A 17,619-nucleotide genomic window follows, 5' to 3' on the forward strand; every position below is an offset into this window, starting at 1 on the left:
AATTACTAAAAACCCAAGCACTAAAAAAAATGAATGATTTTGAAAAAAATAAACCAGCTTTAAGAAAAAATACAGCTAAAAAAAATAATCGCCTTTCTAGAGAAATAGACAAAGCAGCAGAAGCTAACCGATACGCCCCCGCAAAAACACGACTAGGTCCAGTATCAGATATAAAAGATACCACTGAGCCAAAAAATTCTCATTCCAACAATAATCTTTTGAAAAAGAATCGTTCGCTAAATCAAATACAAACTAACCTAGAAAAGTTAAGAAGCATGGATGCCTTTCCTAAAGTACTTAACGAACACTACCGTTCAATAAGTGAACAATTTACTAAGTACCCTTACAGTAGTTTACCCAACATAAATAGTAAGCCATTAAACATTAGTGATTTAGAAGGCGCATACACTGATCCTAAAGTACTTAACGAGCACTACCGTTCAATAAGTGAACAATTGATTAAGTACCCTTACAGTAGTTTACCCAACATAAATAGTAAGCCATTAAACATTAGTGATTTAGAAGGCGCATACACTGAACTATTTGAACCAGTGAATAGAGAAACGCTATATACCAATCTTCTTCGTAATCAAGAAGAAGAAATTTACATCATTAGCGGTATAAATACGAACAATGAAGATGATGCGAAGAATCTATTCCTCAATGAGTTAGAACAGTATAAAAGAGAAGCTATCTGTAATGATATAGGCATTCTTACCCATCCCTACTATACATTATCTAAAAATAAAGCCATACGGTTGGTAAATAGTGCATTTACAGAAAAAACGTTTAAGGAATTATGTGATAAGGAAACATATAAGAAAATATATTGGATAAAGTGGAGTGGGCCACAGTGCATGATCCTACAAAAGATCTATAATCCTAACTTTTACACCGATAGAAAATTTAACAAAGTTGTAATTAATAATAAGTCTAAAAGAATACGCGGTCTATGTACAACACTCACACAAGGAACAAAAGATAAATTTATATTTAGTGGTATAATTAATGATGATTACGATGCACTTGGAAAATTACTTGGGGTAGAACCTAGTATGTTTAATAAAAATAAAATTTTTGTCAAGCAAGATATACAAAAATCAAAAAAAATTTTTGATAATCTTTCTGATACGGTACACTGGCTTGAAGTAGAAGAAAATGAAAATAATCAGCAAATTATTTGGCGTAATTCCAAAGGAAGCTTACACAGTTTACGTGATTATGTTGATAAAAAAGAATATAAAAACGCATATGGAGAAAACGAACTTTTGGAGGCTATACAAGATAGACATGCCGTAATTATTGCTATTGATCCAGGTATGGGCAAATCAACTACCTTAACCAAATTATATCAATTAAAATATAATCTAAATAACTTATCAAGGCGAGGTTCCTGCAATTGGCTCATTAACATAAAGCTTCAAAACCATTTAGAAGACATTAAAAATATTGATGTCAATGCTATTAATATTGCTGATTTTTTATCAGCAATTAACAAAGATTTGAAATATAACATTGCCCAAGATTTATTAAAATTCACTTTAGAGGTAGCAAAAAATCATAAAACACCTTTGTTGATTATTTTCGATGGTTTTGATAAAGTAACAGATGCATCAGATAGGAATAAAGTTACTGCATTACTAAGGCATTTAAGAAACAATACATATGTTACGTTTTGGGTTACAACTTCTTTGCAGTATCAAAAAACATTAGAAGATGCTTTATCCACATTTGCGGTAACCTTTAAGCCATTAGATGATGATGAACAGAAATATTTTGTAAAAAAATATCTAACAAATCGTCTAAATCTAGTGTGCAGTAAAGATACGTTAAATATTTCTGGGGATGGTAAAATTGACGACAGTAAAATTGAGGAATATAGTAAAGCCTTTACAAATAAGGTACAATCTACGTTTCAAGGTGATCAATCGTTTATAGGTATCCCATTTCATTTGCATGTACTACTGACAGGTTCAAAAGAAGAAAAAAAGGTAGAAGGTGATATTGTAAGCAAAAATTGTATAAGCTCATTTAAGAACTGGGTAAGGGAGAATAATGAACCAGATTTGAGTTATATAGGTAAAAATAGGTTAGAGATCTATGCAAATTTTATCAATGGTAAGTATGAGACTTATTTTAAAAAAGTAGGGATTATAGAGGATACACAGAAAAATAACTTTAAATCTGATGCCAACAAATGTTGTGAGAAATTAGCTAAAAGCTTAGTCCATTCTTTAGAGTTAGATATAGAAAAAAAGAATTTAGATATGATTCTAGCTACTGAATTGGTTAAATCTGATCAGAACGGCTCAGCATTTGTACATCCAATCTTGGGCGAATATTTTTTATCTGAATGGTGTACGAATTTGATAATAAAAAAGAGTAATACACCGAATCCAACTAAATGGAAATTATTGCTGTCTATCTTAACAGATGTAAATCATAAAAGTGTTCGATCTTTTATAAATGAAAAGTTAGTAAATAAACAGCTAAGTCAAGTAGCCTTGCAAACATCGGGCGAAATGATTAAAAATCTGTACAACCCAGCATACAATCAAGGAAGAAATAAAAAAACATTTGAAGAAAAAACTGCATTACACGTAGCAGCAGAAGAAGGCAATATAGATATTGCGCGTTTTTTATTGAATAGCATTCACGATGATGTAAGCTTTTTAATAAGCTTTGTAAGCAAGCTTGATAAGGAGGGAAACACGGCTTTGCATATTGCCGTTATATATAACCGTTTCGACTTTATTTATTATTTACTAGAGTCTTTTAAGAACGATCCAGAAGAACTAAAAAAACTTCTCGAAATACAGAATAATCATGGAAATACTGCTTTGCATATTGCTATGAGAAAGAATCATATAGGATTTGTAGCTGCTTTACTAAAACCTTTTAATAATGAACTGGAAAAATTGAAAAAAATAATGAAAATACAGGATAATTATGGAAATACTGCTTTACATATTGCTATTAAAAATGGTGATATCGCTTCTGTAGCTGCTTTACTAGAACCTTTCAAGAAAGACTCGGAAGAACTAAAAAAACTTCTCGAAATGCAGTATAATCATGGAAATACTATTTTACATACAGCGGCTGAAAAGAAAAATGAAATTATAAATCCCTTACTAAAAACTTTTGAGAACGATCGAATAAAACTAAGAAAACTTCTCGAAATACAGAATAATCATGGAAATACTGCTTTACATATTGCTATTAAAAATCGTAATACAGCTTTTCTAGATGATTCACTAGAACCTTTCAAGAAAGACTCGGAAGAACTAAAAAAACTTCTCGAAATACAGAATGAAAATGGAAATACTATTTTACATACAGCAGCTGAAAACAATGATAAAATCATAAATTCCTTAGTAAAAACTTTTGAGAACGATCGAAAAACACTAAGAAAACTTCTCGAAATACAGAATGAAAATGAAAACACAGCTTTACATATTGCTATTAAAAATCGTAATACAGCTTTTCTAGCCGATTTACTAGAACCTTTCAAGAAAAATCCGGAAGAACTAAAAAAACTTCTCGAAATACAGAATAATCATGGAAATACTATTTTACATACAGCGGCTGAAAACAATGATAAAATCATAAATTCTTTAGTAAAAACTTTTGAGAACGATCGAAAAACACTAAGAAAACTGCTAGAAATTAAGGAAAATAATGGATATACAGCTTTGCATATAGCCGTTTGTAGAGGCAATTCTGATATTGTAGCTAGTTTGGTAAAACCTTTTGAGCAAGATTTAGGAACATTGAAGAAGTGGATAAAAAAGGGTGGCGGACATGGAAAGACTCTTTTGCATATCGCAGCTTATAAAGGCAATTATAATACCATAGTTTATTTACTAAAACCTTTTGAGCAACATAAGAAACAATTGAAAGAATTTATACAAACTCAGAACAGCGATAAAAGAACGGCTTTGCATATAGCTGCTGCAAAAAATAATCTGGTTTTTATCGATTCTTTACTAAAATTCTTTGAGCAACATAAGAAACAATTGAAGAAGCTCATAAGCATTCAGAATAATTGTAGAGAAACTGCTTTACATATAGCGGTTTATAATAAAAAAACTTCTTCAGATACAGCGGTTTGTGAAAGCAATTGTGATATTATAGCTACTTTGGTAAAACCTTTTAACCAAGATTTAGACACATTGAAGGAGTGGATAAAAAAGGCTGACGAATGTGGAAACACTCTTGTGCATATGGCAGCTAATAAAGGCAGTTATAATATCATAGCTGATTTACTAAAACCTTTTGAGAAAAATCTAAAAGAGTTAGACAAAATTATAAAAACGACTAACAATAACAAAGAAACAGCTTTGCACATAGCACTCCAAAAAGAGCATTATAATTTTTTTGCTAGTTTAGTAAAACCTTTTGAGAAAAATCTTATAAAATATACAGAATATTTAAAAACTATGGGTAGTCATAAAGAAACGGTTTTGCATATAGCACTTCAAAAAGCGGACTATGATTTTATCAATTCTTTATTAAAACCTCTTGAGCAGGACAAAGAACAATTGAAAAAGGTTATACAAAATCAGAACAAGGATAAAAAAACTATTTTGCATATAGCAGCTGAAAAAGGCGATGAACAGTTTATCACTTCCTTACTAAAACTTTTTCAGAAAGATTTAAAAGGATTAAAAGAGATTATAGCCACTCGAGATAATTATCAAGAAACGGCTTTGCATATAGCACTTAGAGATGGGCATGATAATTTTGCCATCTCTTTATTAAAACCTCTTGAGCAGCACAAGGAACGATTGAAGGAAATCACAAAAATTAAGAATAAAGATGGAAAAACTGCCTATGAAGTAAGAAAAAATCACAAGACAACCAATGAAATGATACAGCTATTCTTTGGTAAAGTTAATAAAGAATATAGGTCAAGCATATATTCAAATGGAATGATCTCACCATTAACCCAATCAATGTGCAGTCTTCCAACGCAAGATGAATACGTTTATAACGTTCCATCTACTAGTAGTAGCGATAAAATATACCCTACACTCCCTCAAACAATGGAATATATACCGACTAACGACTAAGAGTATAGAATGGACCGAAAAATTAGTCCTAATTTTTCGGTCCATTCTAGTTTTTACACCAAAATTCCACATATTGATCTTCTTATGAACCATCCAAGCAAGACGAGCCATATAAAAATAAGACCATCAATAGAGTTATACACTTGATATAAACAAAACTATTAAGAAAAAAGTTATACACTTTTTATCCATAGTCTTCCCTTTCCTCCTACTGGTTAAGCAGAGTTAAAATCAGAAAATATCTTTTTGATGAATTTTTAATCATAATTTTATAGAAAGATATTTTTAAATACATTTATAATTATATCATGTGTTTATTTTTTTAAGTCACAAGATATACAAAAAGTAGTTCCTATAATAAACTTTATAAATTGATTATCAACGTTAGCTCTGGATTAAATAAATTTTTTATACTGATAGTCAAATTATAATAGATACAATAAAAATGAATTTATACTTATTTTTTAACTAAAAAATAAAAGATTGACAACTAGTATTTTTAAAAATAGCCTTTGATGAACCCGCTGTTTAAATCCATAAGTAATTACATATGATCGTCTAATAATCAGTAATATAAAAATAATTTTTAATCTAAAAGTTACGGCATCAATATAAAAAAATACAAAATATATTAAATACGAAACATATACCAGTTGATAAACATTGAGCTATTGAAATTAATTTTAAAAAACTTTTCAAGTTACCACTTACAGTGAACACGCAGATCGATTTCAAGACTAAATGGACAGTGGATAAACCGATCATTTTAATAAAAATTATACACAATTTTTCTTTTAAGGTATGCTCCTCACATATCCACTAGATAGTAAATCTAATTCTTTTTTTAGATTTAAATTATTTACAATGCTTTTGGGGAAGATGAAGATAAGTATGAAAGTCTAGAGAGTGGGTGCCGCTGTGTTCCGAATAGCAGTATAACGGTTTAATCGATTAAGATAATTTAGGAGGTAGAAATGGATATAGATGATTTTTTTTCTAGAGATATAACTTTACTTGTAGGAATCGATAAAGCTCGACTGCTTAAGGATGAACTCAATATATATACCTACGAAGATCTTTTAAAACATTATCCATTTCGATACGAAGATAGAAGCCGTCTTTTTACAATTGCATCGTTAACGCCTGCTACTTCCAGTGTACAATTGCAAGGATATGTTACCAATTTGCAAAAGATTGACAAAGGAAAAAAGAAACTGGTGGCACAGTTTGAGGACCAAACCGGAGAACTGCAATTGATATGGTTCCATAACTTTTCTTGGATTATAAAAAAAATTAAACCAAATGTATTGTACCGTATCTGGGGCAAACCTGTTTTTTTACCACAAGGTTCAATACAAATGATGCATCCAGAAGTTTGTCTTGTAGAGCGGCTTCAAAAAAAAAAAGATAAATTATTGCCTTTGTATCATGCTACAGAAAAACTAAAGCGGCATCAGCTAGATACAAAGGGTATTGCGTTTCTGCAAAGTAAACTGTTGAGTCAGCTTCGTACAACGATAGGAGAAACCTTACCGAACTATTTATTAACACGCTATCAACTATCTTCTTTTAAAGAAGCTTTTCAAAATATTCATTTCCCTGATAACGAATCACTACTAAGACAGGCCCAAAGGCGGCTTAAGTTTGAGGAATTATTCTATATTCAATTAAAACTGCTTAAGCAAAAACGAATTTATTCCACCAAACAAAATGGTAAAATATTTAATGATTTATCACTGTTCAATATATTTTACCACTACCATTTGCCCTTTCATTTAACCGATGGCCAAAAACAGGCCATTAGAGAGATCTATTGCGACATAGCTTCTGGCAAGCAGATGAACAGACTTTTGCAAGGTGATGTGGGAAGCGGCAAAACAATTGTTGCTTTTTTGGCCATGTTAATGGTGGTGAGCAGCAAAGTACAGGTGGCGGTTATGGCGCCTACTGAGATTTTAGCCCATCAGCATTTTGAACGTTTTCGTGTTTTTGCACAACATTTGAATTTGAACATTGCTTTACTGACAGGGAGTACAAAAAAAAAAGAGAGAGAACATATTTTGTATCGGTTAAAGGTAGGTTTATTACCTATTGTGGTGGGTACCCATGCGTTACTTAGTGATGCAGTTTCATTTAATGAACTGGGCTTTTTTGTAATAGATGAACAACACCGTTTTGGTGTTGCACAACGTGCTGGTCTTTTAACTAAAAATCAAGTTTATGCGCCACATATACTCATTATGACCGCTACGCCTATTCCAAGAACTTTGGCCATGACTTTTTATGGTGATTTGGATCTTTCCACTATTTATGAATTGCCCTCAGGGAGGAAACCTATTAAGACGCAACACTACTATGAAAATTTTCGGTTAAAAGTCTTTCAACTCATAAAAGAACAACTTCTGTTAGGTAGACAGATATACATTGTTTATCCTCTTGTAGAAGCCTCTGCTGTGTTGGATTACCACAATCTTATGGATGGTTATACCTCTGTTTCTACGGCTTTTCCAAATACGCCTATTGGCATAATACATGGAAAGATGGACGCTCCTGCCAAAGAAATAGAGATGAAGCGTTTTGAAAAAAATGAAACAGGTATTCTAGTAGCGACAACGGTTATAGAGGTAGGAATTAATGTACCAAATGCTACGGTAATTCTTATTGAAAGCGCGGAGCGATTTGGACTATCGCAATTGCATCAGCTCCGTGGCAGGGTAGGGCGTGGTAGTGCGCAATCTTATTGTATATTGATGACCGATTATCGTTTAAATAAAATAGGAAAAAAACGAATGGAAGTAATGGTTAAAACCAATAATGGATTTGAAATAGCTGAGTTGGATCTCAAACTCCGTGGCCCAGGTGACCTAATGGGGGTGCAACAAAGTGGTATACTAAATTTAAAAATAGCTGATTTATCTAAGGATGCTGCTATTTTAGAAGTAGCACGTGGGATTGCTAAAGATATTATTCAACAAGACCCGAATTTTCAGCAGCCTGATCATTTGGTAATTCATAAGGAATATACTAGATTACTGGTCTCAGCTGGAGATTGGAATAGAGTAGGATAAAAGCGCGTTTATATAAGAAATAAAGGATTGAGCAGATACCATTCGTTTTAGCTTTCTTGGGTTAATTTTTAATAAAAAGATCGTGTCACTATAATGAAAAGATCATGTCACTATATAAAAGCTTTGTAGAAAAGTTTAGCCATATTCAGTTGCTTCGTCAGATAAAAGGGCTCTTATCATGGGATCAGCAAACTTATATGCCCGCTGGTGCGGTTGATATACGTGCCAAGCAACTTGCTTATGTTGCCAGCTTGGCGCATGGGGAGGCAACCAGTAGTAAATACCGAGATGCCTTGGCAGAAATGATTGATATAGAAACAGAAGAAATTAAGTTAGAAGGCTTATCTAAAATAGCAGCATCCAACCTTAAGCAGTGGTGTAAGGACTTTAAGCGGACCACTAAGTTGCCACAATCTTTTGTTCAGGCATATTATGCTACTACTGCTACTGCAACAGAAGTATGGAAAAAGGCTAAAGAAACTTCTAATTTTGCGTTATTTCGTCCTTGGTTGAAAAAGGTGGTGGATCTTAATCGAGAAAAAGCCAATCTACTGGGCTATGTAGATAGTCCCTATGATGCATTAATTGATTTGTATGAAGCTGGTGTAACCGCTTCTACTTTATCCACTCTTTTTGCGGATATATCTTCTTTTTTATCTTCTATCGTAAAAAATACTGATGGAAAAGATAGTCCTTATAAGATATATTTTGACCATTCTTTTCCACAAGAAGCACAAATGCAATTCAACCATTTGCTCTTAAAGAGCATAGGCGTTAGTGGTGAAAATACTAGGTTGGATTATTCTGCACATCCTTTTTGTTCCGGTATACATTCTTCTGATGTAAGGATAACTACAAACTTAGAGGGTGGGTTGTTGCAGAATATTTTTGCTGTTTTACACGAAGGTGGCCATGCACTTTATGAATTGGGTCTTTCTAAAGAAGACTGGTCTACACCTCACGCCCAAGCTGTTTCGATGGGGGTGCATGAAAGTCAATCTAGGTGGTGGGAAGTGATGGTCGGCCGGTCTCTTCCTTTTTGGTCCTATATATACCCTATTTTTCAAAAATATTTTCCACATTTTAACGAGCTATCACTTGCCAATTTTTACCGACACATCAATCATGTGCAAGCTTCTTTTATTCGTATTTATGCGGATGAAGTAACCTATCCATTGCATATTATCCTTAGGTTTGAGTTAGAAAAAGCATTGATAGAGGGGACCATGGATGTATCAGATGTGCCAGAGATGTGGAATATGAAGATGCAAGCGCTTTTGGGCATTACACCTAAAAATGATGCGGAAGGATGTTTACAAGATATTCATTGGTCTTCAGGTCATTTTGGTTATTTTCCGACCTATGCATTGGGTAATATCTATGCGGTTCAATACTTTTCTGCTTTTGTTCAATCTTTTCCAGACTGGGATGTAAAAGTGGCAAAAGGATCAATTGCATTTATGAAGGATTGGTTACATAAACATATTCATCAGTTTGGTAGGATGTATAATGCTGCGGAAAGTATACAACGTGTTACCGGTCATCCTATATCTACGCAACCCTATAAAGATTATATTAGGAGGAAGTATCAAAATTTTGATTGAGTTCCTATGCCAACTTACTTTTTTATACTAGCCGTGATAAAAAAGTAAGTTTTTGAAAACTTATGGCTTCTAGTGGTAGAAATGAAGGAAAATAGTTATAAACCTATTAAAAGATTCACTTTATTTGGTCGATTGGAAAAAAAACTGGCTTTAAAAGGCATCTCTTTAGTTACCCCTTACTATGTATTTCGTCTATTGTACCTTTTCTTTTTAGGGTTGCTTTATATTTGGAATGCACATTACCATGAAAGAATTTTGCATAAAATTCATCAGCTCCAGCCTATGGTAGATGCGCTTCGTGTGAAACATATGCAGCTACAATCTAGTTATATGTTTGATAGCAAACAATCTGAAGTAGCTAAAAGGGTTGTACCATTGGCTATTTATGAAAGTAAAACCCCGCCCTATACCATTAAAGCCAATAAAAAAAGTGGTCCATACTAAGGCAATTTTATTACGTGCCAGAATAGTCTTTCTTTCTGTTGTATTTTTTGTCGGGATCGTTATATGGAAAATAGTCTATTTACAGTTTTTAGAAATAGATAAGTGGCGCCATCGTGCCAAAGTGGCACAATTAGAATATAGACCTATTCTGGCCACCAGAGGTAATATTTATGCCGATGATGGCGCTTTATTGGCTACTTCTCTTCCCTTTTATAGGGTTGCTTTAGACCCTGTTCTGGCTTCAGATGTCTGTTTTAAAATAGGAATAGATCCACTTAGCCAGGCATTGTCTGATTTTTATAAAATTTATCCTTCTGATTATTACAAAAAGTTAATTATAGATGCGCGTGCCAGAAAACGGAGGTACCTACTCTTGGATCAAGGATACATCACCTATGAAGAAAAAAAAATGATGAGCCGTTGGCCTATTTTTAATCAGGGTAGGTTTAAGGGAGGCGTGATTTTTGAAGCACAATACAAACGGTACAACCCCTTTAAGGAATTAGCCAGGCGTACCATTGGCATGCACAGGGAAAGACATGCGTATGGTCTAGAATATTCCTTTAACCAAGTATTAAAAGGAGTAAATGGCAAGGCACTGTATCAAAAAGTAGTAGGTGGTAAGAAAGGAGTAGATGAAAAGACATTTTACCAGAAAGTGGTAGGTAGCAATTGGAAAAAGGTTCCGGAAGGTACCGTGATACCACCTATACATGGATGTGATTTGGTCACTACGCTAGATATCAATTTACAAGATGTAGCCCAAAGCAGTTTGTTGACCGTTCTTAAGCAAACAGATGCGCAAAATGGTTGTGCGATTGTAATGGAGGTTGCTACTGGAGCTATTAAAGCAATTGCTAATTTGTCTCGTACAGAATCTGGAAGATATATAGAAGCCTATAACTATGCCATAGGCAATCAAGGTAGAGTAGAACCGGGTTCAATTTTTAAGTTGGCATCTATGTTGGCTTTATTAGAGGAAACAAGATGGCCGCTTACCAAGCCAATAGATACGGGTCAAGGCGTGGTACGATTTTATAACAGATCGATGAAAGATGTTAAAAAAGGAGGTTATGGGTTGCTTACCCTGCAAGAAGTATTTGAAAAATCATCTAATGTGGGTATCTCTATGGCCATTCATGAAACGTTTGGTGCAGTCCCTCAAAAATTTATCAATTATATGGAGCAGTTGGGTATCCATCAACCATTGGGGATTGAACTAGCTGGAGAAGGAAAACCTTATATGATTACCCCTAAAAGTAAAATGTGGAGTGGCGTAGCACTTCCATGGCTTTCTATTGGTTACAACTTACAGATAACCCCACTTCAGATGTTGGTACTGTATAACGCAGTAGCCAATAATGGTAAAATGCTCAAGCCTATGTTGGTGCAACATGTACAATCAGCCCATGGCATCATCAAAACTTTTCCAACTACAGTCTTAAAAGAAAAAATCTGTTCAGATGAAACGTTGCATAAACTAAAACTTATGTTAGAAGGAACCGTAGAAAAAGGGCTTGCACAACGCATTAAGCATGGATTTTATAAAATAGCTGGCAAAACGGGTACTGCTGAAAAATTGGTGAATGGAAGGTACACGAACCACCACCTTACTTCATTTGCTGGTTATTTTCCAGCAGATCGTCCCTATTATAGTTGCATTATTGTAGTAGATGATCCGCAAGGTGCAACCTTTCGTTTTGGTTCAGAAGTACCTGCACCTATATTTAAAGATATTGTGGATAGAATAGCTGGAAAAGATTTGCAGGCAAGAAAACCCATTAATGGGTCTGTGCGCCCATATCCAACCTTACTTTCTAATGTAGGTAATGCCCATGAACTCCGTTTTTTGTACCAATGTTTGCACCTCCCTCTACCTGAACCTATAGATGATACGACCCCAATTTGGGGTCGTATGCAGATCAGTTCTACAGCTGTAACCTTTCAGCCATGCCACAACCTATCTCCAAAAGAAGTACCCTATGTATTGCATATGAAGCTACGTGATGCACTCTTTTTATTAGAAGAACATGGTCTTAAAGTTACAGTAGCGGGTAATATACATGGTGCAGTATCCAAACAATCTAAAGTAATCGATAACCATATTACTATTTTATTAAAGTAATGATGCACAATCTTCAACAGCTTCTAGTAGGAATTTCTGTAAAAGAAATATGTGGTTCAGTCGACCTATCTGTAGAAAGTATTTGTTTTGATAGCCGTAAAGCAGTACCTCACTCTTGTTTTATTGCTATAAATGGTAGTCAATTGGATGGACATAGCTACATATCAATGGCCATAGCAGCAGGTAGTAGCGTTATTGTATGCGAATGGTTGCCTGACTCCATTCAGGAAAATGTAACCTATATAGTGGTCTACTCTACGGCTAGATCACTGGGGATCATGGCCGCTAATTTTTACCAACAACCCAGTAAAAAACTAAAACTAGTAGCAGTGACTGGTACAAATGGTAAAACCACTATTGTACACTTACTATATCATATGATCCGCAAGATGGGCTATAAAGCGGGTATGTTTTCTACCATATACAATAAAGTTTTAGACCAAACTTATCCCGCTAGCCATACCACGCCAGATCCTTTGCAATTACAGTCATTCTTACATCTTATGGTAGAATCGGGTTGCCAATATTGTTTTATGGAAGCAAGTTCACATGCCATAGTCCAAGAAAGGTTAGCAGGCCTCCATTTTACAGGTGCTGTTTTTACCAATATTACCCATGAACATTTGGATTATCACCTTAATTTTTCCCAATATATTCAGGCTAAAAAAAAACTCTTTGACCATTTGCCTTCTACTGCTTTTGCCCTTATGAACCAGCAAGACAAACACAGTCAGATACTACTTCAGAATTGTAAAGCTAAAAAATTTACTTTTTCACTTCAAGACGTTGCTGATTTTAGAGCAAAAATAGTGACCAATACTTTACATGGGTTAGAATTAGCCCTAGATTATCAGTCGATATGGTTTCAACTACTGGGTGCATTCAATGCCAGTAATCTCTTGGCTGCTTATGGTACCGCTCAGTTATTGGGGCTAAGTGGGCAAGAAAGTTTGGTTGCACTTTCGGCGATTCCCCCTATTTTAGGAAGAATGAATCGGGTGCACCATGGAAAATCACAACAAGTTATAATAGACTATGCCCATACGCCAGATGCCCTTCAAAAAGTAATGGATACCTTGCATGCCATCCGTCCTGCTGGAAGTAGGCTTATTGCCATTATGGGGTGTGGGGGCAATCGTGACCAACAAAAGCGGGCGATGATTGGAAAGATTTTAGCTCAAAATAGTGACATTGCTATATTTACCAGTGATAATCCAAGAGAAGAAGATCCACAAAAAATTATAAATGCGATGCAACAAGCTGTACCCGAGGTGTACCTTCCAAAGGTATTGCATATCATAGATAGAGCGATGGCCATTAAAACAGCTTGCTTACTGGCGTACGCAAACGATCTAATTTTAATAGCAGGGAAAGGGCATCAATATTATGAAGCAATCAAAGGGGTGAAATATCCTTTTTTTGAAGCAAAAATAGTTCAGGAAGTTTTAGGCGATGCAAAAGTAGTTTAGGTGTAAACCAACCATATTGTTTTGCGCAGCCTCTAACTATTTTGGTCTTTTTCCGTAAGGATACAGAGGTCCAATGCTTCTTTAGCGGCCTTTTCTAATGCTTGCCCTATTGTTGGGTCCAGGTATGTATGGGCTATATGCACATCTATATTGAGTGTTTCTTGCGCCATATGCTTGACCTCTGATAGATGAATGTAACCAGCTGCATGGCGTAGGTCATAAAGCCGTTCGGCCAGTTTTATAAACAGCACAGAAAGCTGTAGATGTTCTTCTTTAATGGCTTGTGCCAGTCTATTCTGCACATAAAGCAAAGAAGGATGGTCTAACTCCTCCCGTTTATCTATTTTTATTACATTGGATACAAAAGCATAGACGCCTAAGTTATAATGTTCTTTGATATAAGAAAGGGGTAAACAGGTACGGCGTACCAATCCATAAAGCAAAGCAGCATAAACCACCTTAGGAGAGTGGAAAACCCAATCTACTACCAGTTGGGCAATCCCTACTGCGCGTACATAAAACAATTGGCCAGAGATATGCCGCTTAAAGCCAAACTGCTTCCTGAGCAATAAAAGTATACTTGAAATAGTCTTTACATCAATAGGATCCACTTCAGACGATGATATACAGACATGGTCATGGAATTGCATGAGCTGCATCATCGAATCAGCTTGCTCCTTAGGCGCAATAGGAGCTTCTCTAGTTAAGGAATCTATAGGCAATCTAGCAGTCATTTTATGTAGAATATCGGTAATATCTATAGGCAATACCATTAGGATATAAAGTTTCTTTTCGTCAAGAGAAGCTTCTAGATAACCATAATGGGCACGCACTACACTAGATAGGGTATCTTGTTCCAGATCTATAGATGGTGGGGCCTGTGTTTCTTCTTTGAGATCGATACAATCTATTTTATGATAGCACGCTTTTATCTTAGGTAGGTCATTGTGATGCATAGTAGACGGGCTGATGACTAGCGCAATAGCTTGAAAATCAATACAGACCGGAGAACTGTTTCCAATACCATCGGCTTGTTTAAACTGCAAAGCAGTAGGATGGAGTGCTACTTTAACAATGGGTGGAATGGTTTGAGTTAGCTTACCCATTCGTAAAATAATTTTAACCAGTGCGTAAGCTACCTGATGGATATCACATACTACATCGGTACCCAATGGGTTGCTAGGCAGTCTTATTTTTTTTACCAGTAGTTTAGGTGGATGTTCTATCTCCTGGGATAAAGTAACCTCTACTGTACGAATCAGCTTATCTAGAGTAATTTTATTAGGTTGCAATAGTGCATGCGTTTTGGCAGTTTCTCTGCTGTTAAAATAGGCTATCCAATCATAAAATTTATGGATAATGGTTTGGAAATCTTCTTTATAAAGGGGTGTATGGTTATCTAAAAAAGAAATAGATTCTTCTACTTTACGCACTACTTGTGCTAAAATAGATCCATATCCTTTAGGAGAATTGAGATGCGTGGAGGGAACCAGGGCCGCCTCATAGAGAGACGCTTTTAGTTGTTGCGAGGCGGTAATCTTTTTTTGATCTTTCAGGTAAATATTTTGTCGGGTAAGTTTATCTATTTTGGTTTTAAAATAGATCATAATGGCAAAGATACATAGACCAGCTAGGAATAGCGGCCATAAGGAAGCAAATAGGGCAAAAGACCATCCAAATGCAATAAGCTCCCCCCCTAAAAATGTAGTAGCTACCACCCCTATAGCGAGATAGAGGGGCAATATCCATAAGATTACCGCACAATGGGTCAAAGATAAAGCTAGACTAAAGATGGGATCTACCATATCCCACCAGTTTCCAATCAGTGTTAAAGGTAGATAAACGGCTAAGGTTATAAGTGCAACTAGGTTAATAAACCAGTTGGGAAGTATTTTGCCAAAGAAAGCTTTAGAAGCTATAAAAAAAGCACCTACAACCACTTGACATAGGGCAGCATAGATGCAATCTGGTTTAATAAACCAATAACTTAGAATCGCAGTAGTGGTTGTATAGATCCCTATTAAATATAGGGTAACATCGCTGGTTATCAACTGGGATAAGGTGGCTTTTCTATTGGCCCAAGCGTTTTGAATAGCTTCTTTTCGCTCCGCACGCTTCCGGGAATCCTCTTGTTGGATTTGTCTAAATACGTGATCGGGTTTCACCCAACCGGTACCATCTGGCTGCTTGAGTAGATAGTGGGCGGCCATCATAGCAAGGCCATTGGCCAGCATAGCAATAAAGGCACCATTTATACCTGTATCAGGCTCAATCCATTTGTTCCAAGCTAAGATGGTTAAGAGACCGGTAGTCATACCAATTAAAGCGGTACGAGTAGTGCCTCGAAAGCCCAAGACAGATAATATAAAAGGAGCTGCTATAATAGGTCTACTGCAATCAAGAGACCAATACAGTAACTTTAACAAGTTTCTGTATTTGAATGCTATCAGCATAGACAATAGCCCTACTACTAAAGTGGTACCTTTTGCCATTCTAAGTTTATAAGCGTCAGATATTTTTGTTTTATTTTGTATAGTTTGCGTTATATCGTTGCTAAATATAACAGAACAAGCATTTAACGCGGAATCTGCTGTAGATATCGTCATCGCTAGCAAACCAATGGCTAAAAATCCTTTAAAAAGAGAGGGAATATGGTCTGTTATATAGCCCCAAACTGATTCTATTGGTAAATTTAATGCTCCTGCAAAAGTAAACAAGGCTGTTAGAACTATAAAAGATTTTATACAAAAGGTAAAAAGGGTTGTATACATAAAAACCCTTTGGACCTGAATCGGTCCAGAAGACATATAAATCCGTTGCATAAGTCCAGGACTGCCATAAGGGACTATAAAAGATAGGCTTAGCAGCAATAAGCCCACCATCTGGGCATTAAACTTAAATAGTTTAGTAAACTGAAACTTAGTTTGGCTTTGTAGTATAGGAATGATTTCAGAAACTGGTTTATCTATTTTTATAAACATAAACCAGGCTAATAGAGGAATAATAATGGCAAAAGTTATAAACTGCAGTACATCTGTATAAGTAACAGAACGAACACCACCAAAGATGGAATAGAAAATAAGGAGTAAGGTAGAAAAGATAGTGACTGTATAGGGATTAATTGATCCCAAACAAATCTTAAGTGCCTGGGACATTACGTTAATTTGTATAATAACCATAATCATACAATGTAATATACTAAACAAAGCAGCAACGATACGTGGATATCTACCATAGATACTACCTATTGTTTCTGCTATAGAAAAATGTTCCATAAATGGCCCCATACGTAATCCTAACCTACTCATAAACCAGTATGAACAACAATCTAAAATCGTAAGCATTATCCAATATGATCCAAGTTGATAGATACACTCTATGTTACGTATTAGGGTTCCTCCATTATAAGCAGTAGCCAACACCGTAGCCACCAAAGTAGCCGTAGCAAACTGCTTATTCCCCACTGCATATTCTCGGAAGGTGGTTTTCTTTCTACTAAAGTAAATCCCTACTACCAGTGTTGACAATAAAAAAGCCCCTACTATTACAATAGTCATATTTAAGTAAATCATAACGCAAAAAATTAAGAAAGTATAAAAAAGACTATAGAGAAGATATATGTTTTTATATTACAAATTTTGGTGTAAAAAACCAAGAATTTAAAGAGCGGTATCCTAAAAAATTTCTATAATCGGGTTTGGTCTCGCTTGAGACGATGGTTCTTGTAGGGAGAAGAGGGTGTGGGTTAATTTGAATAGGCTTCAGGGACCTATAGCAAAAAGGGTAAAAAACAAAGGGATATCCATTGGATCTACATCTACCCTCTAACTATTTTAG

The 17,619-nt window shown here is 35.2% G+C and carries 7 protein-coding genes; 6 read left to right on the plus strand and 1 reads right to left on the minus strand.

Features of this window, described 5'->3' with window-relative positions; genetic code table 11:
* The first annotated feature begins 29 nt into the window (after positions 1 to 29).
* The 6 genes from ACRRVD_RS03760 to ACRRVD_RS03785 all read left to right on the plus strand — a co-directional run bounded on the left by ACRRVD_RS03760 (position 30) and on the right by ACRRVD_RS03785 (position 13,782).
* Entirely contained in the window at positions 30 to 5,072 is a 5,043-nt protein-coding gene (locus ACRRVD_RS03760; RefSeq protein WP_432461793.1) for an ankyrin repeat domain-containing protein, read from the plus strand.
* A 974-nt stretch (positions 5,073 to 6,046) separates the two neighbouring features.
* Positions 6,047 to 8,140: an ATP-dependent DNA helicase RecG gene (gene recG / locus ACRRVD_RS03765; RefSeq protein WP_432461794.1), complete on the plus strand. Its 2,094-nt coding sequence runs from the start codon at positions 6,047 to 6,049 to the stop codon at positions 8,138 to 8,140.
* 104 nt (positions 8,141 to 8,244) lie between these two features.
* On the plus strand, positions 8,245 to 9,744 hold the full coding sequence (locus ACRRVD_RS03770; RefSeq protein WP_432461795.1) for a carboxypeptidase M32: 1,500 nt from the start codon (positions 8,245 to 8,247) through the stop codon (positions 9,742 to 9,744).
* Positions 9,745 to 9,825: 81 nt separating this feature from the next.
* The gene (locus tag ACRRVD_RS03775) at positions 9,826 to 10,188 is read left to right on the plus strand and encodes an FtsL-like putative cell division protein (RefSeq protein ID WP_432461796.1); all 363 of its coding nucleotides are present in this window, start codon (positions 9,826 to 9,828) and stop codon (positions 10,186 to 10,188) included.
* On the plus strand, positions 10,130 to 12,313 hold the full coding sequence (locus ACRRVD_RS03780; protein ID WP_432461797.1) for a penicillin-binding transpeptidase domain-containing protein: 2,184 nt from the start codon (positions 10,130 to 10,132) through the stop codon (positions 12,311 to 12,313). Before ACRRVD_RS03775 ends, ACRRVD_RS03780 begins: the two co-directional genes overlap by 59 nt.
* Positions 12,313 to 13,782, plus strand: a complete 1,470-nt coding sequence (locus ACRRVD_RS03785) for a UDP-N-acetylmuramoyl-L-alanyl-D-glutamate--2,6-diaminopimelate ligase (RefSeq protein ID WP_432461798.1) — start codon at positions 12,313 to 12,315, stop codon at positions 13,780 to 13,782. The genes ACRRVD_RS03780 and ACRRVD_RS03785 overlap by 1 nt, the downstream gene beginning before the upstream one ends.
* Before the next feature lie 32 nt (positions 13,783 to 13,814).
* Here ACRRVD_RS03785 and ACRRVD_RS03790 read toward each other — a convergent pair whose 3' ends face one another.
* Positions 13,815 to 17,354, minus strand: coding sequence for a sodium:solute symporter family transporter (locus tag ACRRVD_RS03790; RefSeq protein ID WP_432461799.1), 3,540 nt, complete (start codon positions 17,352 to 17,354; stop codon positions 13,815 to 13,817).
* Between the last annotated feature and the right edge of the window lie 265 nt (positions 17,355 to 17,619).

The organism is Candidatus Cardinium hertigii (genome assembly GCF_050864915.1).
Taxonomy (GTDB): Bacteria; Bacteroidota; Bacteroidia; order Cytophagales; family Amoebophilaceae; genus Cardinium; species Cardinium hertigii_D.